This window comes from Rhodoblastus acidophilus, from assembly GCF_025961575.1.
In the GTDB taxonomy this organism is placed as follows: Bacteria; Pseudomonadota; Alphaproteobacteria; order Rhizobiales; family Beijerinckiaceae; genus Rhodoblastus; species Rhodoblastus acidophilus_C.
Genome location: NZ_JAOQNX010000019.1, coordinates 1 through 19,928, shown reverse-complemented (window position 1 = coordinate 19,928; position 19,928 = coordinate 1). Strand labels below are relative to the sequence as shown.

15 protein-coding genes are annotated in these 19,928 nt (G+C 64.7%); 10 read left to right on the top strand and 5 right to left on the bottom strand.

The window, feature by feature from the left end:
* Positions 1–54: 54 nt before the first annotated feature.
* On the bottom strand, positions 55–1,374 hold the full coding sequence (locus tag M2320_RS14100; RefSeq protein WP_264597828.1) for a hypothetical protein: 1,320 nt from the start codon (positions 1,372–1,374) through the stop codon (positions 55–57).
* A gap of 184 nt (positions 1,375–1,558) precedes the next feature.
* On the opposite strand from M2320_RS14100, the gene M2320_RS14095 reads away from it, so the two are divergent.
* Both M2320_RS14095 and M2320_RS14090 read left to right on the top strand, forming a co-directional pair.
* On the top strand, positions 1,559–3,094 hold the full coding sequence (locus M2320_RS14095; RefSeq protein WP_184427598.1) for an acyl-CoA carboxylase subunit beta: 1,536 nt from the start codon (positions 1,559–1,561) through the stop codon (positions 3,092–3,094).
* Between the two features lie 181 nt (positions 3,095–3,275).
* Positions 3,276–5,219: a putative bifunctional diguanylate cyclase/phosphodiesterase gene (locus tag M2320_RS14090; RefSeq protein WP_264597827.1), complete on the top strand. Its 1,944-nt coding sequence runs from the start codon at positions 3,276–3,278 to the stop codon at positions 5,217–5,219.
* Between the two features lie 6 nt (positions 5,220–5,225).
* Here M2320_RS14090 and M2320_RS14085 read toward each other — a convergent pair whose 3' ends face one another.
* Positions 5,226–6,035 carry a cell envelope integrity EipB family protein gene (locus tag M2320_RS14085; RefSeq protein ID WP_264597826.1) on the bottom strand — a complete coding sequence of 270 codons (810 nt, stop codon included), beginning with the start codon at positions 6,033–6,035 and terminating at the stop codon, positions 5,226–5,228.
* A gap of 121 nt (positions 6,036–6,156) precedes the next feature.
* On the opposite strand from M2320_RS14085, the gene M2320_RS14080 reads away from it, so the two are divergent.
* The 5 genes from M2320_RS14080 to ybaK all read left to right on the top strand — a co-directional run bounded on the left by M2320_RS14080 (position 6,157) and on the right by ybaK (position 13,811).
* Positions 6,157–6,642 (top strand): RidA family protein, encoded by a 486-nt coding sequence (locus M2320_RS14080; protein WP_184427601.1) that lies wholly within the window; start codon positions 6,157–6,159, stop codon positions 6,640–6,642.
* A gap of 42 nt (positions 6,643–6,684) precedes the next feature.
* Positions 6,685–7,437 (top strand): glycerophosphodiester phosphodiesterase family protein, encoded by a 753-nt coding sequence (locus M2320_RS14075; protein WP_264597825.1) that lies wholly within the window; start codon positions 6,685–6,687, stop codon positions 7,435–7,437.
* A gap of 708 nt (positions 7,438–8,145) precedes the next feature.
* Positions 8,146–10,590, top strand: a complete 2,445-nt coding sequence (locus M2320_RS14070; protein WP_264597824.1) for a hypothetical protein — start codon at positions 8,146–8,148, stop codon at positions 10,588–10,590.
* A gap of 735 nt (positions 10,591–11,325) precedes the next feature.
* The gene (locus M2320_RS14065; RefSeq protein ID WP_264597823.1) at positions 11,326–13,338 is read left to right on the top strand and encodes a putative bifunctional diguanylate cyclase/phosphodiesterase; all 2,013 of its coding nucleotides are present in this window, start codon (positions 11,326–11,328) and stop codon (positions 13,336–13,338) included.
* The gene (gene ybaK / locus M2320_RS14060; protein WP_264597822.1) at positions 13,338–13,811 is read left to right on the top strand and encodes a Cys-tRNA(Pro) deacylase; all 474 of its coding nucleotides are present in this window, start codon (positions 13,338–13,340) and stop codon (positions 13,809–13,811) included. Before M2320_RS14065 ends, ybaK begins: the two co-directional genes overlap by 1 nt.
* A 53-nt stretch (positions 13,812–13,864) precedes the next feature.
* Here ybaK and rpmG read toward each other — a convergent pair whose 3' ends face one another.
* From rpmG to M2320_RS14045, 3 genes are all read right to left on the bottom strand, one after another.
* Positions 13,865–14,032, bottom strand: coding sequence for a 50S ribosomal protein L33 (gene rpmG / locus M2320_RS14055; protein WP_104506871.1), 168 nt, complete (start codon positions 14,030–14,032; stop codon positions 13,865–13,867).
* Between the two features lie 130 nt (positions 14,033–14,162).
* On the bottom strand, positions 14,163–15,317 hold the full coding sequence (locus M2320_RS14050; RefSeq protein ID WP_184427607.1) for an MFS transporter: 1,155 nt from the start codon (positions 15,315–15,317) through the stop codon (positions 14,163–14,165).
* 27 nt (positions 15,318–15,344) lie between these two features.
* Entirely contained in the window at positions 15,345–16,106 is a 762-nt protein-coding gene (locus M2320_RS14045; RefSeq protein ID WP_264597821.1) for an NUDIX hydrolase, read from the bottom strand.
* Positions 16,107–16,219: 113 nt separating this feature from the next.
* On the opposite strand from M2320_RS14045, the gene M2320_RS14040 reads away from it, so the two are divergent.
* The 3 genes from M2320_RS14040 (at position 16,220) to M2320_RS14030 (ending at position 19,804) form a co-directional block, all read left to right on the top strand.
* Positions 16,220–17,020 carry a segregation and condensation protein A gene (locus tag M2320_RS14040; RefSeq protein ID WP_264597820.1) on the top strand — a complete coding sequence of 267 codons (801 nt, stop codon included), beginning with the start codon at positions 16,220–16,222 and terminating at the stop codon, positions 17,018–17,020.
* Positions 17,021–17,100: 80 nt separating this feature from the next.
* Positions 17,101–17,823, top strand: a complete 723-nt coding sequence (scpB, locus tag M2320_RS14035) for an SMC-Scp complex subunit ScpB (RefSeq protein WP_319801440.1) — start codon at positions 17,101–17,103, stop codon at positions 17,821–17,823.
* 256 nt (positions 17,824–18,079) lie between these two features.
* Positions 18,080–19,804 carry a methyl-accepting chemotaxis protein gene (locus M2320_RS14030; RefSeq protein WP_264597819.1) on the top strand — a complete coding sequence of 575 codons (1,725 nt, stop codon included), beginning with the start codon at positions 18,080–18,082 and terminating at the stop codon, positions 19,802–19,804.
* Positions 19,805–19,928: the final 124 nt, after the last annotated feature.

Here is a 19,928-nt window from a genome sequence, read left to right as displayed (position 1 = left end):
CGAGCTGACCCCTGAGAGGATCGTTTTAGGGGCGCAATGCGTTCCTGTTCCCGGCTAGGCTCGCGATTCCCGCAGCAAGATCAGCGCCGTGACCACCGTCAGGATGCTCGTGGCCATGAGCGTCGGCGACACGGTCCAACCCGGCGGCGCCAGCATGACCGCGGCGAACAGCCCGGCGAGCGCGCCCGCATAGGCGAGCCAGGTCCACCAAACCCAGCGGAAACCGCGCGCGCCCGGCGTCAGATCGGCTGCCAAAAAGCCGATCAGCAGCAGATTGCAGAGCGCCGCTGGCAACAGGCCCATCACATGGTCGCCGGCGACGAAGCCGAGCAGCGCCAGCACGCCATTGGCCTGCGCCATGACCGCGACCGCGAGATAGCGCGGGTTGAGCCCGGCCAGCGCGATCGACCCCAGTTCGAAGGCGTAGAAATAACGGTCATGCATCTTCGGCAGCAGAAAGGGCATGAGCAGCAGCGACAGGCAGGCGGCGAGCAGCAGGAATTCCGGCGCGTCGCGGTCCGCGCGGGCGATGAAGATCGATAGGGCCAGTCCCGCCAGGGCGGCCAGCGCCAGCCCGATGGCGACTCCAAGCCCGTAGGGGGTGTTGCTGGCGAATAGCCAGAGGTTTGCGGCGTTCATGGTGAGCAGGTCGAACAGCCCGGCCTGTCCCCGATAGACTGAAAACACCGAGGCGAGCGGCCGTCCGGCGACCAGGACGGGCAGGGCCAGCAGCAGGTATGCGGCCGGGAGCGCGGCCAGCCAGCCCCAATGCACCCGCCGGCGCAGCATCAGGCCGAAGACGAATGGCCCGAGAAAGACGCCTTGCAGCTTGGCCGCAACCGCCACCGCGAACAGCGGCGTCCCGTTGCGTCCGCGCAGGAACAGCGCGATCGCGGCGAGGATGAAGAAAGTCCAGAGCGAATCGATCTGGCCGATCACCGCGCCGTTGACGAGCACGGTGGGAGCCAGCCAAGCGGCGCAAAAGGTGGCCGCCGCCCGCATCGGCTTGCCCGTCGCGTCCCAGACGATCCGCGCCAGAACCGCCGCGCAGCCGAGTTCGAACACCGCCGAAATGCTCTTGATCAGGGTGAGCGGCTGCGCGAGGGCGTCGAATTGGGCCGCGATCAGCAGGAGATAGCTGTAGAATGGCGCGTAATCGGTGAAGGCCTCGCGCAGGCCGGCGAACCCATGCTCGCGCGCGAAGGCGTACCAGGAGAGATAGGCGGCGGCGTCGGAGGTGACATGGGCGCGCGCCGCAAAGCGCAGCCCCAGGCCGATCAGCAGCGCGCCGACCGCCAAAGCCGCAGGCAGGCGCCAAAGGCTTGCGGCCGGAGCGGACGATGGCGAGGCGGGCGGTGGGCTTCGATCGGTCAAGGAAGGCGTCATCGCGCCAGGCTAGCGCGGATTTCTCGCCAAAGCCTGAAAAAGGGCGCGGCATTAGCCAAAAGGCTTTCATCCAAGCGTCATCTTGCCTGTTCCGGCGCCCGGCGACCCGTGCTAAACCCCCGCTCGATTTTCTCCTTCTGCGGCAGGATGTCGCCAAGACCGGAATGGCCTCATGAAACACATTCTCGAAATCCTCGACGAACGCCGTCAGGCGGCCCGCCTCGGCGGCGGCCAGCGACGCATCGACGCGCAGCACAAGCGCGGCAAGCTCACCGCCCGCGAGCGCATCGAACTGCTCCTCGATCACGGCTCTTTCGAGGAATTCGACATGTTCGTGCAGCACCGCTGCGTGGACTTCGGCATGGACCAGGGCGAAAAAATCCCCGGCGACGGCGTCGTCGTCGGCTGGGGCACGATCAATGGCCGCGTCGTCTATGTCTTCGCCAAGGATTTCACCGTGCTCGGCGGCTCGCTGTCCGAGACGCATGCGCAAAAGATCACCAAGATCCAGGACATGGCGCTGCGCAACCGCGCCCCGATCATCGGCCTGTTCGACGCCGGCGGCGCCCGCATCCAGGAAGGCGTGGCGGCGCTCGGCGGCTATGGCGAGGTGTTCCAGCGCAATGTGCTGGCCTCCGGCGTGATCCCGCAGATTTCGGTGATCATGGGGCCGTGCGCGGGCGGCGACGTCTATTCGCCGGCGATGACCGACTTCATCTTCATGGTCAAGGACACGTCCTACATGTTCGTGACCGGCCCGGATGTGGTCAAGACCGTCACCAACGAGACGGTGACGGCTGAGGAGTTGGGCGGCGCCTCGGTGCACGCCACCAAATCCTCGATCGCCGACAAGGCCTATGACAACGATCTCCAGGCGCTGCTGCAGATGCGCCGCCTGATCGACTTCCTGCCGGCGTCCAACACCGACGAAGTCCCGGAATGGCCGACCTTCGACGATTGCGACCGCTACGACATGTCGCTGAACACGATCATCCCGGACAATCCGAACAAGCCCTATGACATGAAGGAGTTGATCACCAAGGTGGTCGACGAGGGCGATTTCTTCGAAATCCAGGAAGCCCACGCCAAAAACATCGTGGTCGGCTTCGGCCGCCTCGATGGCCGCACGGTCGGCATCGTCGGCAACCAGCCGATGGTTTTGGCGGGCGTGCTTGATTCCGACGCTTCGCGCAAGGCCGCGCGTTTCGTGCGCTTCTGCGACGCCTTCAACATTCCGATCGTCACTTTCGTCGACGTGCCCGGCTTCCTGCCCGGCACCGCGCAGGAATATGGCGGCCTGATCAAGCACGGCGCCAAACTGCTGTTCGCCTATGCCGAGGCCACCGTTCCCAAGGTCACGGTCATCACCAGAAAAGCGTTCGGCGGCGCCTATGACGTCATGGCGTCCAAGCATTTGCGCGGCGACATCAACTATGCCTGGCCGACCGCGCAGATCGCGGTGATGGGCGCCAAGGGCGCGGTCGAGATCATTTTCCGCCAGGAAATGGGCGATCCCGAAAAGATCGCCGAGCGCACCAAGGAATATGAGGACCGCTTCCTCTCGCCCTTCGTCGCGGCCGAACGCGGCTATATCGACGAGGTGATCCAGCCGTTCGGCACGCGCAAGCGCGTCGCCCGCGCGCTCGCCATGCTGCGCCACAAGAAGCTGGAGAACCCCTGGAAGAAGCACGACAACATTCCGCTCTGAGCCAAGACGCGGCTCCAAGCGCGCAGGAACAGCAGACCTCCCGCCCCCGGCGGGAGGTTTTATTGTTTCGGCCAAGCTGTGGTCGCCCATGATTACCTAGCGTAACTTGTACTTAACGAGTTTTGGCTAAAAATTTTAACGATCGTCGGCGGAATGCGCTTGGCGAGGGATTGGGGCTTTCATGCCGTTGGTGTTTTCCCTGCATGCCGGCGCCGGTTGCGGCTCGTCTTCGCCGTGCGCGGAACGCGATTGCGCCCGCCTCGCCGCCCTGGTTCGACAAATGCCGCTGATCGCGCTGGCGATCGCCGGCAACGTCTTGACGCTTGCCGCGATTTTCCTCTCTTCCGCGCCGCTGGCGCTCACCGTCTCCGCGCCGCTGGCGCTCGCTTGTCTCGGCCTGTGCCTCGTCATCGCCTGGCGTCGCCTGATCCGACAGCCGATCGTCGAGGCCGAGGCCGGCCGCATACTGTACCGTGTCAAGTTGGCCGCCGCGCCGCTGGCCTTTCTCTACATCGCCTGGGCCATGGCGCTCTACATCCACGCCGGGCCGGGGCAGGGGGAGGCGCTGATCTATTCGGTCGCGCTCACCGGCATGTTCACGATTTTCGCCCTGTCGCAATTGCCCAAGGCGGCGCTGCTGGTCGGCGGCCTGACCCTGCCGGGTTTCGCCTGGCTGCTGATCACCGGCGGCGACGCCAGCGCCATCCTGGCCGGCGTGAACATCTTTGTCGTCGTGCTGGCGCTGTTCCTGTCGGTGAATGGGTCGTCACGCGATTTCGACGACCTGGTGGCGGCCCGGGCCTGCGCCGCGCAATTCGCCGAGGACAATAGGCGGATCGCCAACACCGACAGCCTGACCGGCCTCGCCAACCGCCGCGCCTTCTTCGCCCAGATGTCCCGAGAAATCGCCGGGGGCGAGCAGGTGTTCATGGGCATTGTCGATCTCGACGGCTTCAAGCCGGTCAACGATCTCTACGGCCACGCCGTGGGCGACAAGGTCCTGTGCGAATGCGCCATGCGGCTGCGCCGGTTCGAGTCCGATAGCGTCTCGGTGGCGCGCCTGGGCGGCGACGAATTCGGCGTCGTCGTCAACGCCCGCATGACGCAGACCGAAATCCTCGCCTTCGGCGCCCGCATCTGCGCGGCGTTCAAGGCGCCGGTGCGGATCGCCGGCGCTGAGGCCCGCATGTCCTGCTCGATCGGCTTCGCGCGCTTCCCCCAGGATGCGGCGGACGCCGAGCAGCTCTACGAGCGCGCCGATTTCGCCCTCTACCACGGCAAGCAGCATCATCGCGGCGAGGCCGTGCTGTTCACCTCCGAGCACGAGACCAAGATGCGGCTGAAGGCGCGCATCGAGCAGGGCCTGCGCCGCGCCGATCTCGAAGAGGAGATCACGCTCGAATTCCAGCCGCTGTTCGACGCCGCCGACCAGTCCATCGTCTCCTTCGAGGCGCTGGCGCGCTGGATGTCGCCAGAACTGGGCGCGGTGCCGCCGAGCCAGTTCGTTCCCGTGGCCGAGCGCAGCGAAACCATCCACGCCCTGACCCGCACCGTGCTGCGCAAGGCGCTGAAGGCCGCGAAAAACTGGCCCGAGACGGTCGGGGTGAGCCTCAACCTGTCGGTGCGCGACCTGCTGTCGCCGATCGCCCTCAGCCAGATCGTCGCCATCATCGAGACCAGCGGCGTCGCCCCCGCGCGGATCGACATCGAAGTCACCGAAACCTCGCTGCTCACCGATTTCGAGCGCGCCCAGGCGGCGCTGACCACGCTGAAGCGGCTCGGCGTCAAAATCTCGCTCGACGATTTCGGCACCGGCTATTCAAGCCTCGCCTATGTGCACCGCCTGCCGCTCGACAAGATCAAGATCGACCGCAGTTTCGTCCAGGAAATGCAGGGCAATGGCGTCGCCCGCGACATCATCAAGAGCATGATCGCCCTGATCGGCAGCCTCAACCTGCATTGCGTGACCGAAGGCGTCGAAACCTCCGAGCAATTCGACCTGCTGCGCAAGTTCGGCTGCAATGTCGTGCAGGGCTATCTGTTCAGCCGCCCGATCCCGCAGGACGAGGTCGCGGCCTTCATCGCCGACGCCGGCTGCGGCCGCGCCTGGGCCGCGTCGGCGTGACGTCTTTTACTTGCGGCAGCGCGTCGGCGTGGGGAATTCGATCCGCGTGAGCTCGCCGACCAGCGAATAATCGCCATAGTCGAGCCGCAGATGGGTCGACACGCCATTCTCGTAGAGATCGTAGTTCAGCACGTAATCCGGCGCGCCGTCGTGGCGGTCTTCGGGGAAATAGGCCAGCGACACCGGCCAGCGGCGCAGGCCCCGCAGCTTTTCCGCCTTGGCGGCGCTGTCGGCGTCGGGCGTCGTGCGCGCCGGGCCGATGATCGCGGTGACGTCAAAAATCTTGCGCCCGTCGGCGGAGCCGTCGAACACCCGCGCCAGCAGGATTTTCTGCCCCTTTTCCGCGGCGTCGATCAGTTTGGCGACATGCTGGGTCGGAAACAGCACGGCGGAATCGGCGTTGATTTTCTGCGGCCGCGGCGAACTCAGGGCGATGGCGAGCGCGCCGTCGCTGGCGCGCTGGGCGCGGCCCTCGACCTCCTCGCCCCGCGCGCCGGATTCATTGGTGGTGAAGCGGAAATCCTGGCCGCGCCCATCCTCATAGGTGCTGACGCGGCTCTCGCTGAGCTGGGGGTTGCCCTCCTGCGGCTGCATGGCCACCACCTGGCGCAGCGATTGGGCGTAGAAATCGCAATCCGACGAGAATTGATAGGCGATCATGCCTTCGGCATTGGCGGGCGCTTTGCCGCCGGTCGCCTCGCCCAGGCGCAAATCGTAGAGCGCGCGATGGCTGGCGAGCGGGATTCGGGCTTCGGCGGCGAGGGCGGGCGCGCCGCAGGCAAGGACAGTCAGCAGCAGGCTGGCGGTCAAACGCATAAACTTCTCCCTGAGAGCTTCATGATCTTTGTATTGGCTCGGATGCGAAAGTCATTGCCGTCCATCTTTGGCGAAATTACGCTCAAGTCCAATCACAAATGGAATCACAGGAAAGTCTCCCATGGGCCAGATCGCTTCCGAAGTCGAACGCCGCCTCGCCAATCTCGGATTCGTCCTGCCGACCCCGGCGGCGCCCGTGGCGAATTATGTCCCCACCGTGCGCAGCGGCGCGCTGCTATTCGTCTCCGGGCAATTGCCGTTCGGCGCGGACGGCGCCCTGAGCGACGCTCATATCGGCCGCGTCGGCGCCGAGGTCGAGGAGACGGTCGCCAAACAGGCGGCGGCGCTCTGCGCGGTCAACGTGCTGGCGCAGGTCCGCGCCGCCATCGAAGACCTCGACCGCATCGGCCATTGCGTGCGTCTCGGCGGCTTTATTCGCGGCGCCGAGGAATACACCCGGCTCGCCCAGGTGATGAACGGGGCCTCCGACCTGATCGGCGGCGCGCTCGGCGAAAAGGGCCAGCACGCCCGCTCCACCATCGGCGTGGCGCAATTGCCGCTCGGCGCCTGCGTCGAGGTCGAGGCGATTTTCGAGATTTTGCCGTGAGCGCATATTCCCGGAAAGTGTGCGCGGTTTCCGGCCAAGAATATGCGCACAACTGAACGCAACGCCCCGGGCTGGCTGACGGCGCGGCCGATCGCCCATCGCGGGCTGCACGACGCCCAAAGACCGGAGAACACGACTTTTGCCCTGCGCGCCGCCATGGCCCGGGGTTTTGCCGTCGAGGCCGATGTCCGGCTGTCGCGCGACGGCGGCGTTTTTGTTTTCCATGACGACGAACTCGACCGCCTCACCCGCGAAACCGGGTTTTTCCGCGACCTGGACACCGCGCAGGCCCAGGCCTTGCGGCTGCGCGGCGGCGAGCGCATCCCGACCCTCGCGGAGTTTTTGCGCGAGGGCGCCGACTGCCCGCTGATCCTCGAACTCAAGAGCGATTTTGACGGCGACGTCTCGCTGGCCCACGCCATGGCCGCCGCGCTCGCGGACCATCGCGGCCCCGTCGCGCTCAAAAGTTTTGACCCGGCGCTGATCGCCGTCTTGCGGGCGCAAAAAGATGCGCCATGGCCGCTCGGCATTGTGGCGCAGGCCGATTACGACGACGGCGATTTCGAAAATCTGACGGCGGCGGAAAAGGACCGCCTCGCCCGCTTCGTCCACGCCCGCGAAACCCGGCCGGACTTTTTGTCCTGGCGCAGTTCCGACCTGCCCAACCCGACCTGCGAACTCGCCCGCGCCTGCGCCAAAATGCCGGTGATGAGCTGGACGGTGCGCAGCGCCGAACAGGCAAAGGAGGTTTTGAGGCGCGCCGACCAGATCGTTTTTGAGGGTTTTATCCCGTAAGGCGCCCGCGCCCGTTCAAACACCAGCGTCATGACCGTCCCCGGGCTTGACCCGGGGATTGTCCATCCACGCCGAGCCGAAGGCGAAACGCCAAAGATTTTGCGCGCAGCGCCGTTTGGCGCGCGTTTTTTCCAAAAGTGAAAACCGTGAAACGCGCCAAATCGGTCAATGTGTCGAAAGAATGTTCACGTTTTGTTTTCACGTGAAACATCGGCGGCGCCCAGGCCTGCGTGACAAGTCCAGGAAAAACAACGAGTCCGCGTCATTCGGCCGAAAAAGCCGAAGCTTTAAACTATGTCCACGCTTCACCGCCGCCGCCACAACCCACAAGCTGCAGCTACGAAAACCACGCGCTTTTCATCAAAAAACGCGCGTTTGTTTCACAAATGAAGCTGTTTTGCGCGATTTTGCGCGGCGAAAATTCAACCAGAAATAGAAATTTCCCAAAAATCCACTCTCGCGGGCGTTCGAGGAGGCGCCAAAAAAAACACAGAAGTTCTGCGGGCTCCGTGTCGGCAAACGGCGGATTGCGGTCGCTGGCCGAACGGGAGGGATAGGGTGAAAAGCAGACGGTAGTGGCGGCTGCAATGGTGTGGCGTCCTCCTCCAGCATTCCAACGATGATTGCGCAAGGAAAAGGTAAAACGATTGAATGTAAAAGGCCGCTTTAGAAAAGGCAGGGCAGACCGCGCGCGCGGAGTTTTTCGAGATGACTTTCCTGATCCGCCCCATTGACGGCAACATCGGCAGCGCGGTCGCCATTCGTGACGATTTCGGTGACGAAAAGAAACTCGCCGTCTTCGCGGACGCCGGGATCATGGATTGCGCCAAGGTCGGCGGCAACCAATGCCTCCTCATCTCCCGCAAGCAGGGCATTGCGCTGGTCGACCTCGCCGCTCGCAATGTAATCAGGCGCGGACGGCTGAGCATCCAGGCAGATTACATTGCGATCGCCTACACCTGTAGGCCTGGCCTGATAGCGACCGTGGACCTGACGACGCTCAAACAAACCGATCGATACAACCTGATCCAGACCTGCCCCGACGGCTCGTTCCAACTCATCTACCGGGACAGCGACGCTTTGAGAAAAGCCGGCGCCTTTTGGGATTCTATTCCCTATTCAGACGGCCCGCTGCATGGGGAGGTCGGGGAAGACCATTTCAGTCTGAAATATGCGTCTGAGGAACCGAGCGGCCTTCGGCGCATGCAGTTCACCCGCGGCGCGCGGGCGACATTCCGGGCGGACGGTAAGGTTGTGATCCCCTTCGAGTTCAGCACCAACGGTCCACGATGGGTTCATGACAAGAGCTTCGAAAAGCCGCTCATGTCCTCTGCTCCGGATTTCCGCGTCGGCGTGGCTGTGATCGACGTCGAGGCGGAGCGACTCGACATGCACGTGATCCGCAAGCAGATCGAGCCGAGCGTCTATACGTCGTTTCCCGTGCGGGCCATCAGCCCGGACGGGCGCCACGCCGTCCTGCAAGGGTATGATCCGATCGTCGTTCCAGAAAAGCAGGCGAAGGGGCTGGTCGGCGGACTGCGAAGCTTGCTGGGCTGCAAGCCGACACTTGACCTCGCCTTCGGCCTGGAGGCCTGGAACATAAGTCGCGAGCCCAAGCTCGCAGGCGATTTTCCGTTTCGGCGGCTGGAGGGCGCAACGCTGCCTCCGGTCACCACGCTCACCTTCGACGATGCCGAACTCGCCCGGATTCGCAGGGAGATCGAACTGGTCTTTCCGGGCGTCGAGGCGGGCTTCGCGGGCCGCGACGAGGCTTGGCGCGCCAGTTGGGACAAGCGAAAGGAAGACGCTTATTACGCTCCGCTCGAAACGCGGAAGTTTCCGGCCTACACGCCCGCGTTCCATGTCCAGTTTCCGCCTATGTTCGCCGAAGTGGCGCAGCGCCTAGCGCGCCTGCGCCAAAATCCTTTCACCACCATGCCCTGGGATCGACTGGACGACCGGCAACGCGCCTTCGTCGCCGGCGTCTTGCGCGTGTGGAGCGAGCAAGCTGCTCTTGCTGCGGACTCGATGGCCTGGATCGCGCGCGACCGGTTTGCTGTTCTGTCGCGCGACGGAACTGTTCGCGAATGCTCTCTGGAGGGCGGCGTCGGCCAGACGTTCCAACTGGTCGATCCCGAAACGCGCGTCTGGCCCTTTTCCAAACGGTATGTCCCTTCGCCCGGCCTTGCCGAACTTGAGCTGATTCATTTGCAGGACCGCGCCTTCGCTGTCGACCTCTATGAATTCCGGCTGGAATTCGAGCTGCCTTCAACTGACGTGTCAGCCGGTGGCGATCCTTGCGCCCCGGTCCCCGTGGCCTATCGCATCGTGAGGGATGCCGAAGGCTGGGACAGGGAGGTCAAGCAGGTGAACCGCCTCGCCGAGAAGATCAGGCGGGGCTATGTCACGATCGGCTCAAAAGAGCCGGCGCGCATCATCGCCGGCTTGCGCGAGCTGGCGCGCGAAGTGCGGGATCACTTCGACGAGATCGTGGTGGACGACCGCTGGCTGCCGTCGCTCCATCATCGCGGCAGTGCGATCACCGAACCGGAGTTTTGTGACATCCTGATCGCGGACGGGTCGGACGAAGCGGTGCGAGCGCTCGATGAGCTGTTGACGGCTTTTCTCGGCGCGGCCGGGGATCCGCGCCGCAGCATCTGGCATCTCGACGACTGCACGCCGGCGATGGGCCCCACCGCCCTGGCGCTCATCAGGCTCTGCGATCCCTTGGCGCCTTCGATCGCTCGCTACTATGCCCGGCGCGACATCTATCACGATACGGCGAACAGCGAGGCCTTCGCGCGCGTCGAACTCCCACAAAGCCGCTTCCTGTCGCCGGACCTCGTGACGCTGCAAATCCGCCTCGCATTGCAGGATATCTGTTCGCGCAATGTGGAAGCGGACATTTTCGCGCTCTACCGACTGCCGCTTGTGCGCGAGGCGCTTCGCGCCGGTTCGCCCCCCGCTCTCGACCTGGCTGAAGTGATCGTCAGCCAACTCGAAGAGCAGACCGCCAATCCTGATCTTTCGGGCGCCGCCAGGGTCGCCGACGTTCTGGAGGCGATTGCTTCAGCGCTCGACGTTGGCGCTCCCGCCGAGGCGGCTCTAGCGACCGAGCTTCGTCGCCGCGCCGAAGTCCAGCACGACCGGTAGAACCGTCAAAGGCAAGGGATCGCGAGGCCGCCGGTTTCGGGCTGGCGCGAAGGGCGGCGATCAAGCGCCAAGCCGTCGTTCATAATCGATTGCGAATGACGCATTCGAGCCGGACCCGGCCATAGAACCGTGACCATTTCGACATTTCCGCCAAGCCCCAGGCTCTTCCCGGCGGATTTCCGTCCTTCAGCGACGCACAGGTTTGGCGAAAAAAAGCGACCCAGCTGCCCCAGCGCTGCCCCAACTGTCCTCGCCATTCCGGCGGCGACGGCAACCGCGCGCGCCGCACAAGACGCCGCCGAAACCGCTCCCGGAAAAACATAAATTAATCAATCCGGTGATACAACCCGAGGTGGTGCGTGGCGAAGCCGTGTCGCGTTTGGATGTCGACCGAGCGGAGAGACGATCGATGAAGCCTGAGGTTCAGAGTCACGTTGAGGCCTGCTGTGATCTCGAGCAAACCGGAGGCGGCGTCGAATCCTGTCGTCATGGCCGGGCTCGTCTGCGTCCTCCATGCGGCGATGCAAGGCGAACTGCCGGAAAGTTAGCCCCCGCGGAGCGGCGCGAACGCCCGGAACAATCGCGCGCCAGGGGCACGGCATGACGCGCGCGAGTGTTCGCCGTCGCCGTCATCCATGGACGCCATCGGCCGCGCTCCGCCTGGCCGCAAGCCAGATCCCGTCAAGCTTTCGCGCCTTCGCCAGGCGTACTGCGCCAAGGCCGATATGCGCCATAATGTCTGAGATAACAACGCGCTTGTCGCTCAAGGCTGTCGAGGCCGAGGCGAGAGCGGACCCATTCATCTATCGACGTGCGCTAAAAGCGTTCATCGAGCGCGAAAAGACCAACACCTATCTGGCGAAACTCGCATTCGGCCTTGCCGCCGTGGTGAGCGCATCGCTTGATATGACGAGTATATTTCTTGTCACCGTCGCTCATCTTGTCGCCGACTTCGCGGCGTCGCGCTCCGTCGCCAGACTGGCGTCGAGCTGCGAGTCCGGCGCGCCGGATCAAGGGCTGCTGCGCCGCGTTGAAGCGATCTATTACGGCGTCGGCTTTTCCCTGGCGATGGCGACATGGCCCTTGGCCGAAGCGCTGGATGGATTTCGCCTGCTGCTGACGGTCGTGTCCGTCGCCGGACTGCTCGCGGCCGCCAACACCACCTGCTTTGCGCCGCGAATCTTCCGCTCCATGGTGACGGGTTTTGCGCTGGCGATTGCGACGGCGATGCCGTTCATGACGACAATGCCGTGGTTTGCTTTCGGCGGCGCCTTCGCCGTCTTCATCACCGCCATTGTCGCAACCGGCGTCGGCACGGCGCGGCAATTCGTGCAAATGCTTCGTTTGCAGAACGAAAGGGACAAAGCCATCCAGGGCCAGCGGCGCACGATCGCCGCTTTGGAATCCGCGCGCAAAAATGCGACCGAACTGGCCCGAACCGATGGCTTGACCGGCCTTCCCAACCGCTCCGCCATCATGAAAAAGCTCGATGAACTCATCAGCTCGAAGGCCGAATTCTCCCTCACGCTGCTCGATGTCGACTTGTTCAAGAACATCAATGACGCGCTGGGGCACAATGTCGGCGACGCGGTTCTGGCGTCCGTGGGACGCGCATTGGCGATATTGGCGAGTGAAAACTGCTTCTCCGCGCGGCTGGGCGGCGACGAGTTCGCTTTGATCTCCGTTCAAGCGCACCGCCACCCCAGCGCCAACCAGGTGTTTTCCGCCGTGAAGGCGGCGCTGCGAAACATCCAGCGCAGGAATTCGGACCTTCCGCTCATTTCGATCACCGGCGGCAGCGCCAGTTTTCCCAGGGACGCCGCGGACAGATCGGGCCTGCTCGCCGCCGCCGACCTGGCCCAGCGCGAGGCGAAGAAGACCCGGCGCGGCGGGCATAGGCCTTATGACGTCAGCTTTGCCGACGCCTTCGAGAGAGAAACGCAGATCGTCCGCGCGCTCGGCGAGGCGATCGCCTCGGGCGAACTTTCCTTGTCCTTCCAGCCGAAAATCGACCTGCGCAGCGGCCGGGTCGCGGGCGCCGAGGCGCTGACACGGTTTTCCGGAAAAATTCTGGCCAGCTACGGCCTGGACGAGATTTTTGCCGCGGCGGGGAATCGCGGTTTCGGCATGAGCCTCGATGAACTGGTTCTCGACCGCTACCGCGAGGCCTTGCTCGAGCTGAGGGACCGCTTCGCCCTTTCGCTACCGACGTCAGTCAACCTGTCCGGCGCCATTCTCAAGGCGCCGGAAAGGCTGCTGGCCAAACTGAAGCTGATGATTGGCGAGGGCCTGGAGCCGAGCCTCATCCGCCTGGAAATCACCGAGGATGCGATTTATGGTCGAGGTCAGATCGGCGTCATAGAACTGCTGGATGAAATCGCGCGGCTTGGCTTCAGCCTGTCGCTCGACGATTTTGGCACGGGGAGCGGAGCGCTCAGTCATCTCACCACCATCTCCGTCGCCGAAATCAAGATCGACCGGTCTTTTGTCTGTGGCATGGATGCGGATCTCACCCATCGCGCGCTGGTGAGCGGCCTGATCGTCATCGGGCGCGAAATGGGCGTCGATATTGTCGCTGAAGGCGTGGAAACGGAGGCGGAGGCGGAACAGCTTCGCGCGATGGGCGCGCAGTTTGGACAGGGGTTTTTGTGGTCGAGAGCTCTGCCCGTGTCCCAGTTCGTGGAATTCGTCCGAATGTTCGGTCCGGGGCGCGCGCCGGCCGTGGGTCAGGAAAGAAAGAGGTCGTGATGTCCCAGGAAACGCCCGCCACGCATTACCTCAAATCCCTCGGCGTCGCCTTCTCGCGTCACAGCTATGACTATGATCCCGCCGCCGAGCGCATCGGGCTCCAGGCGGCCGAAGCGCTGGCCGAACCGCCGAGCCGCGTGCTGAAAACCCTGATCGTCAAGGTCGACGGCAAAGCCGCGTGCCTCGTCCTGCCCTCCGAGAAAGAGGCCAGCATGAAGAAGGTCGCGGCGGCGCTGGGCGGCAAGAGCGCGGCGATGATGCCGATCCCCGACGCCGAGCGACTGACCGGCTATAAGGTCGGCGGCATCAGCCCTTTCGGGCAAAAGCGCAAATTGCCGACCCTTGTCGAAGCCTCGGTGACGGCGGAGGATTATGTCTATGTCAATGGCGGCCAGCGCGGCCTCCAGCTCAAGCTCGCGCCGGCCGCGGTCCTGCAGGCGACCGACGCGCGCGCGGCGGCGATCGTCGCCTGAGCCGAAAACAAAAAAGCCGCCCCAAGGGCGGCTTTGGCGTTCGGAAAACCCGATTACTTAATCTTGGTTTCCTTGAACTCGACGTGCTTGCGCGCGACGGGATCGTATTTCTTGAACGCCAGCTTGTCGGTCTTGGTGCGGGCGTTCTTCTTGGTGACGTAAAAGAAACCGGTGTCGGCGGTCGACAGCAGCTTGATCTTGATCGTGGCGGCCTTGGCCATGTTTTCAACCCTGCAAACCGGCGCAGCATACGATCCTGCGAAGCGGATCGGACGAGGCCATTGGAAACAAAGGGGCCGGATTGCTCCGGCCCGAATTCGTGACGGCACCATAGCGGCCGTCTTCATCTTGTCAAGTTTTTCGGGCGAACGGCCCATGGAAAAACAGGATCAATCCGAGATAGGCGACGAAACAGACGCCCAGCGCGTCGAACAGGCCGCGCGGGGCGAAATCGAGACCCACGCCCAGCAGCGGCGGCCCCAGAATCATGCCCAGCGCATACATCATGATATAAGCGGCATTGGCGGCGGCGAGCCTCTCGCCATGGAATCGCTCGGCCAGCGCCGCAAGCCCCACCGTGTACAACCCGCCCACGACGCCGCCCCAGAGGAACAGGCCGAAAGCGTAAACCGCGCGATTGTCGGCGAGTCCCGGCAGCATCAGCGCGCCGAACAGGCCGATCAGGCTGAACCAGACGAGCAGACGGATTTTGCCGGTGCGGTCGGCGAGCATGCCGATCGGCACGGGAAACACCACATTGCCCAGGGCGAACAGAGTGAGCTGGAAGGTCGCCCAAGCCTGGGAAAAGCCGGAGCGCAGGCCGAACACCGGCAGCAGCCCATTCAACCCGGTCTCGATGCAGCCAAACAGCAGCGCAGTGGTCACCGCGACCGGCGCGGCCTTGAAGATCGGCCCGAGCCTGGGCCGGCCGGGCGAGTCGAAACCGGTTTCGGGTTCGCCCGCCCAGACCACGGGCAGCCCGGCGGCGGCGGTGATCGCGGCGGCGACGGCGAAGGGAAGCGCGCCTTCCGCGCCGGTGACGCTGAGCAGGGCGGGGCCGGCGGCAAAGCCCAGGGCCAGAAAGGTGGCGTAAATGCCCAGCACCAGCCCGCGCTGCCCGCGCGGCGCGGCGGCGCTGATCCAGAATTCGCTGAGCACGAAGACGACGGTCAAGGCGAGCCCGAAGGCGAAGCGGATCGCCAGCCAGGCGCGATAATCGAAGGTCAGCGCAAAAGCGGCGAGCGAAGCGACGGCGAGCGCGATGGCCGCGCCGAGCAGGACGCGCAGCCCGAATCGGCGGGCGAGCAGCGGCGCGAGCGGCGCGCCGATCAGCGTGGCGAGGCCGGAGACGGCGATTTGCGCGCCATTGTCATGGGCGGCGAAACCGGCGGCCTCCAGCCGCAGCGCCAGCAGGGGAATCACCAGGGAGAGGCCGATGCCGACAATGGAAATGCAGGCGATGGCGGCGGCGAGCGACTTTTTTGTATGAGCGTCGAAGGCGGACATGGCGGGCTTTATGCCCGTTGAAGATGACTACAGCAAATCACGCCGCCACACGCCACGACTGTGATGGAAATGCGGAACCGGCGCAAACCGGCTCAAGCCGGCGTCCAATCTGGCCCGAACCTCCTTCAGCACCATGCGGGTCACGTCAGGCATGTCATAAGCGTCGGCCTTGTCGAGCGGCGCCCAGACCAGTTCGGTCAGCTCCGCATCCGCATGGCACACGCCCTCGACGCGCGCCGCAATCTGTTTGGCGTCGGCGATAAAGAACCGCGTATCAAACCGGCGCGGCAAAAATGGCGGCGTGACCGCGCGCGCGGCAAAATGCAGCTCCTGCAAATCGGGCAGCAATTCTTGCGCGGCATAGGCGCGCCAGCAGGCGGGCGGGCGCGCCGGCCCGCCATAGCCCGACACGCCCAGCGCCAGCCCGGTCTCCTCAAAACATTCGCGAATGGCGGCCAAAGCCAAGGCGCGGGCAAAATCCTCGCCCTTGCCGGCCACCTTCATCAAGCGGCTCTCGTCGCGCGAATCCAGCGGCCCCGCGATGGTCATGGCGCGGTCGCCGCGCTCCAGCCGGCCGCCGGGAAAGACATATTTGCCCGGCATGAATTTCAGCGCGGGATGGCGCTTGCCGAGCAGCACGCGGGCTTTGGCGCCCTTGCCGTCGATCAGGACGAGAGCGGCGGCGTCGTGTGGGCGGGCAGGGCGTTTTTGGGGGCGGGGAGGGCGTTTCTGGGTCACAGCGCGACCATAATCGTCTTTTTCACGCAGCGACAGCGCCGCTTGCGTCATTCGAAAAGGTTTTGCTGTGGACTTTGCTTGCCAAAACTTTTCCGCGCTTGCGGCTTGCATTCAATTCGCCCACCCTCGACTTGAATGATTCGCGGCCATGGAGCGCAAAAACGTTGGACGGCGGGCAGGTCGACAGTTTCGAGGACAGGCGCGAGGAGGAAGCCTTCCGCGTCGATCTCGACGGCTATGAAGGTCCGCTCGACCTGCTGTTGGAGCTCGCCCGCCGCCAAAAAGTCGATCTGGCGCGCATTTCCGTGCTGGCGCTCGCCGAGCAATATCTGAAATTCGTCGAGGAGGCGCGGCGGGTGCGGCTGGAGCTGGCCGCCGATTATCTGGTGATGGCCGCCTGGCTCGCCTACCTGAAGTCGCGGCTGCTGCTGCCGGCGCCGCCCAAGGCGGCGGAGCCCGACGCCGCCTCTTTGGCCGCGAGCCTCGCCCATAGGCTGCAACGCCTGCAAAAGATTCGCGCCGCCGCCGAACTCTTGGGCGAGCGCCCGCATATGGGCCGCGACATTTTTCCGCGCGGAAATCCGGAAGGCGTGGATGTGGTCAACGCGCCGGTCTACCAGGCCAGCCTCTACGATCTGCTCTCGGCTTACGCCCGGCAGCGGCAGAAGCAGGCGCTGTCAAACGTGTCGCTGCTCAAAACCCGAACGGTCTGGTCGCTGGCCGAGGCGCGCGAGGCGCTGGAGCGCATTCTGGGCATGGCGCTGGAATGGACCGCGCTCGACGATTATCTGATCCAATGGGTGGCGAATCCGGCGCAGGCCCGCACCGTGCGCGCCTCGACCTTTTCCGCGACTTTGGAGCTGGTGAAGGAGGGCCGCATCGACCTGCGCCAGGACCATACGTTCGGGCCGCTGTGGCTGCGGCGCAAGGGCGAGCCGCCGCCGCCCGCGATCGCGGCGGAATGATCCAGTTTCGTGGACCGCCCCCGCCCTTCGAGACGCCCGCTGCCGCGGGCTCCTCAGGGTGAGGGCTACTTTTGAGTGACATGGCCGACCAGGACCCCGTCTTCGACCTTCGCGCCGCCGACGCCGCCTCGCATCTCGTGCGTGAGGCGCCGACCGAGGAGCAGCGCGCCCATATGCGGCTGTGCGAGGCGCTGATTTTTGCGGCGCAGGAGCCGCTCGGCGAGGAGGAAATGGCCAAGCGCCTGCCCCAGACCGCCGACCTCCCAAAGATTCTGGCCTATCTCAAGGCCGAATATTTTGGACGCGGGGTGAATCTGGTTCGCGTCGGCAAAAAATGGTTTTTCCGCACCGCGCCGGACCTCGCCTGGGCGCTGCAACGCGAGCAGATCGAGCCGAAAAAGCTTTCGCGCGCGGCGATGGAGACTTTGGCCATCATCGCCTATCACCAGCCCGCCACCCGCGCGGAAATCGAAGATATCAGGGGCGTGGCGCTCTCAAAGGGCACGATGGACGTGCTGCTCGAAACCGGCTGGGTGCGGCTGCGCGGCCGCCGCAAGTCGCCGGGGCGCCCGGTCACCTATGGGACGACGGAAAAATTCCTGCTGCATTTCGGCCTGGAGCAGATTTCGGACCTGCCCGGCCTCGACGATCTCAAGGCCGCCGGCCTGTTCGACGGGCGCCTGCCCAAAGGCTTTGGCGTGCCGCAGCCGCGCGACGACGCCGGCCTGATGGACGACGAGGAGCCGCTCGGCGACGAGCCGCTGACCGACGCCTTCGCCTCCGATCTGCCGGAAGAGGGGTAGCGCGAAGGCGTCGAGCAGGCGCTGACCCGTGGCCGCGCCGCCCTTTAAGACGCCCGCCAAGGCAGGCTCAAGCACTACTTTACATATAAAGAAATCCATCATGGTGAGGAGGCTGCGCAGCAGCCGTCTCGAACCATGGCCATCGGAACGGTCCTTTTTCAGCAGAAACGAAGTAAAAGCCAACAGGTTCGGGCAAGAGAACGCGTTTAAGCAGGGCTGGGTCCTTGTTTCATGAGCGTCTTTCCGAAAGCCTGACATGAAGAAATTTGCGATCAATCTGTCGCTCGCCGCCAAGATTGTCATGGGCGTGATGCTCTTGGGCTGCGGCCTGAACGCTTTGGCCAGCTTTTACAGCCTCAGCGCGCTGAAAGTCGGCGGCCCCGTCTACCAAAAAGTGATCCAGGGCAAGGACCTGGTCGCCGACATCCTGCCGCCGCCCGAATATCTCATCGAGGCCTTTCTCGAGGTCAATCTGGCGCGCGACGATGTCGCCGGGCTCGACGGCCACAAGCAGCGGCTGATCCAGTTGCGCAAGGATTACGACGAGCGTCACGACTATTGGGTCGGCCAGGACCTCGACCCCTCGGTGCGCGACATGCTGCTGCGAGAGTCCGACACGCCGGCGCGGCGGTTCTGGACTCTCGCCTTCGACTCCTACATTCCCGCGCTCGCGCGCGGCGACAGGGCGGAGGCGGACGCGGCGTTCCAGCAGTTGAAGGCCGCCTATGGCGAACATCGCGCCGCCGTCGACAAACTGGTGACGGCCACCAATCGCCTGACCGAGGAGGTCGAGGCGCAGGCGGCGCGCAGCGACCGACTGTTCACCGGCATCATGGCCTTTTTCGGCCTTCTCGCCATAGGCGGAACGCTGGCCGCCTATTTCGGCGTGGCCCGGTTGATCGTGCGGCCCATCGTGTCCCTCGGCGACGCCATGACCCGCATGGCGAGGGGCGACCTGATCGACCACGCGCCGTTCCGTACACGCAAGGACGAAATCGGCGAAATGGCCCGCTCCGTCGAAGTGTTCCTCGCCAACGAGCATGACCGCCGCCGCCTCGCCCAATCCGAACGCGCGACGCGTGAACGGGAAATCCAGCGCCAGGACGATTTGCAGGCCAAGGTCAAAGAATTTTCGAGCGCCATCGCCGGTTCGGTGAGCGAACTCAGCCGGCAGACCGGCGCGCTGCGGTCGGCTTCGACCACTCTGGCGGCCGGCGCGGCCAGCGTGCGCGGCGACGCCGACAACGCCGCCGCCGCCACGACCGGCGCCGCCGCCAATTCCCAGGCCGTGGCCGCCGCCACCGCGCAGCTCGAAGCCTCGATCCGCGAAATCGCCGGGCAGGCGGAGCGCGCCAGGCTGGTGGTCGAATCCGCCGCCAGCGCCGCCGAAGGCGCCACCGGAAACATGGAAGGCCTGGCGGACTCCTCGCGGCAGATCGACGCCATCCTCGACCTGATCCGCAACATATCGGGACGCACCAACCTCCTCGCCCTCAACGCCACCATCGAGGCGGCGCGGGCTGGCGAGGCCGGGCGCGGTTTCGCCGTGGTCGCCAACGAGGTCAAGGGCCTGTCCGAGCAGACCGGGCGCGCCGTGGACGACATTGTCGTCCAGATCGGCGAGATGCACGCCGTCACCGGCGCGGCGGTCGACGCCATCCGCGAAATCAACGGCAAGGTGGCGGAGATCCGCGACATGACCCTGGGGATCGCCGGCTCCGTGTCGCAACAGGACGAGGCGACCCGCGAGATCGCCCAGAACGTCACTTTGGCCGCGGCGCGCAGCCAGCAGGCGGCGCAGAACGTCCATGCGGTGACGGTGACGGCGGAGCGGACCGACGCGGAAGCCGGTCAGCTCGCCAATGCGTCCGCGGCGGTGGCGGGGGCGGCGGACCGCATCACGGCGGCGATGGAGAGTTTTGTCGCCATGGTGCAAGCCGATCTCACCGAGCGCCGCGCCGCCATGCGCCAAGCCGCCTGATTGCGGCTGATAACTAATTCTCAGCCTAAAACAATAAAGTAGCCCTCACCCTGAGAGTCTGTGACTTTTTCGATTGCTGACGCTCATGACAGCTGATTCATTGGCTTGTGAGGCCGGGAGCAGT

Excerpts from the sequence above, each read along its gene's own strand:
- scpB (WP_319801440.1), top strand. The coding sequence starts at position 17,101 with ATGGCCGACCAGGACCCCGTCTTCGACCTTCGCGCCGCCGACGCCGCC.
- ybaK (WP_264597822.1), top strand. The coding sequence starts at position 13,338 with ATGTCCCAGGAAACGCCCGCCACGCATTACCTCAAATCCCTCGGCGTC.
- M2320_RS14075 (WP_264597825.1), top strand. The coding sequence starts at position 6,685 with ATGCGCACAACTGAACGCAACGCCCCGGGCTGGCTGACGGCGCGGCCG.
- M2320_RS14030 (WP_264597819.1), top strand. The coding sequence starts at position 18,080 with ATGAAGAAATTTGCGATCAATCTGTCGCTCGCCGCCAAGATTGTCATG.
- M2320_RS14050 (WP_184427607.1), bottom strand. The coding sequence starts at position 15,317 with ATGTCCGCCTTCGACGCTCATACAAAAAAGTCGCTCGCCGCCGCCATC.
- M2320_RS14080 (WP_184427601.1), top strand. The coding sequence starts at position 6,157 with ATGGGCCAGATCGCTTCCGAAGTCGAACGCCGCCTCGCCAATCTCGGA.
- M2320_RS14090 (WP_264597827.1), top strand. The coding sequence starts at position 3,276 with ATGCCGTTGGTGTTTTCCCTGCATGCCGGCGCCGGTTGCGGCTCGTCT.
- M2320_RS14065 (WP_264597823.1), top strand. The coding sequence starts at position 11,326 with ATGTCTGAGATAACAACGCGCTTGTCGCTCAAGGCTGTCGAGGCCGAG.
- rpmG (WP_104506871.1), bottom strand. The coding sequence starts at position 14,032 with ATGGCCAAGGCCGCCACGATCAAGATCAAGCTGCTGTCGACCGCCGAC.
- M2320_RS14070 (WP_264597824.1), top strand. The coding sequence starts at position 8,146 with ATGACTTTCCTGATCCGCCCCATTGACGGCAACATCGGCAGCGCGGTC.
- M2320_RS14095 (WP_184427598.1), top strand. The coding sequence starts at position 1,559 with ATGAAACACATTCTCGAAATCCTCGACGAACGCCGTCAGGCGGCCCGC.
- M2320_RS14085 (WP_264597826.1), bottom strand. The coding sequence starts at position 6,035 with ATGCGTTTGACCGCCAGCCTGCTGCTGACTGTCCTTGCCTGCGGCGCG.
- M2320_RS14045 (WP_264597821.1), bottom strand. The coding sequence starts at position 16,106 with ATGACGCAAGCGGCGCTGTCGCTGCGTGAAAAAGACGATTATGGTCGC.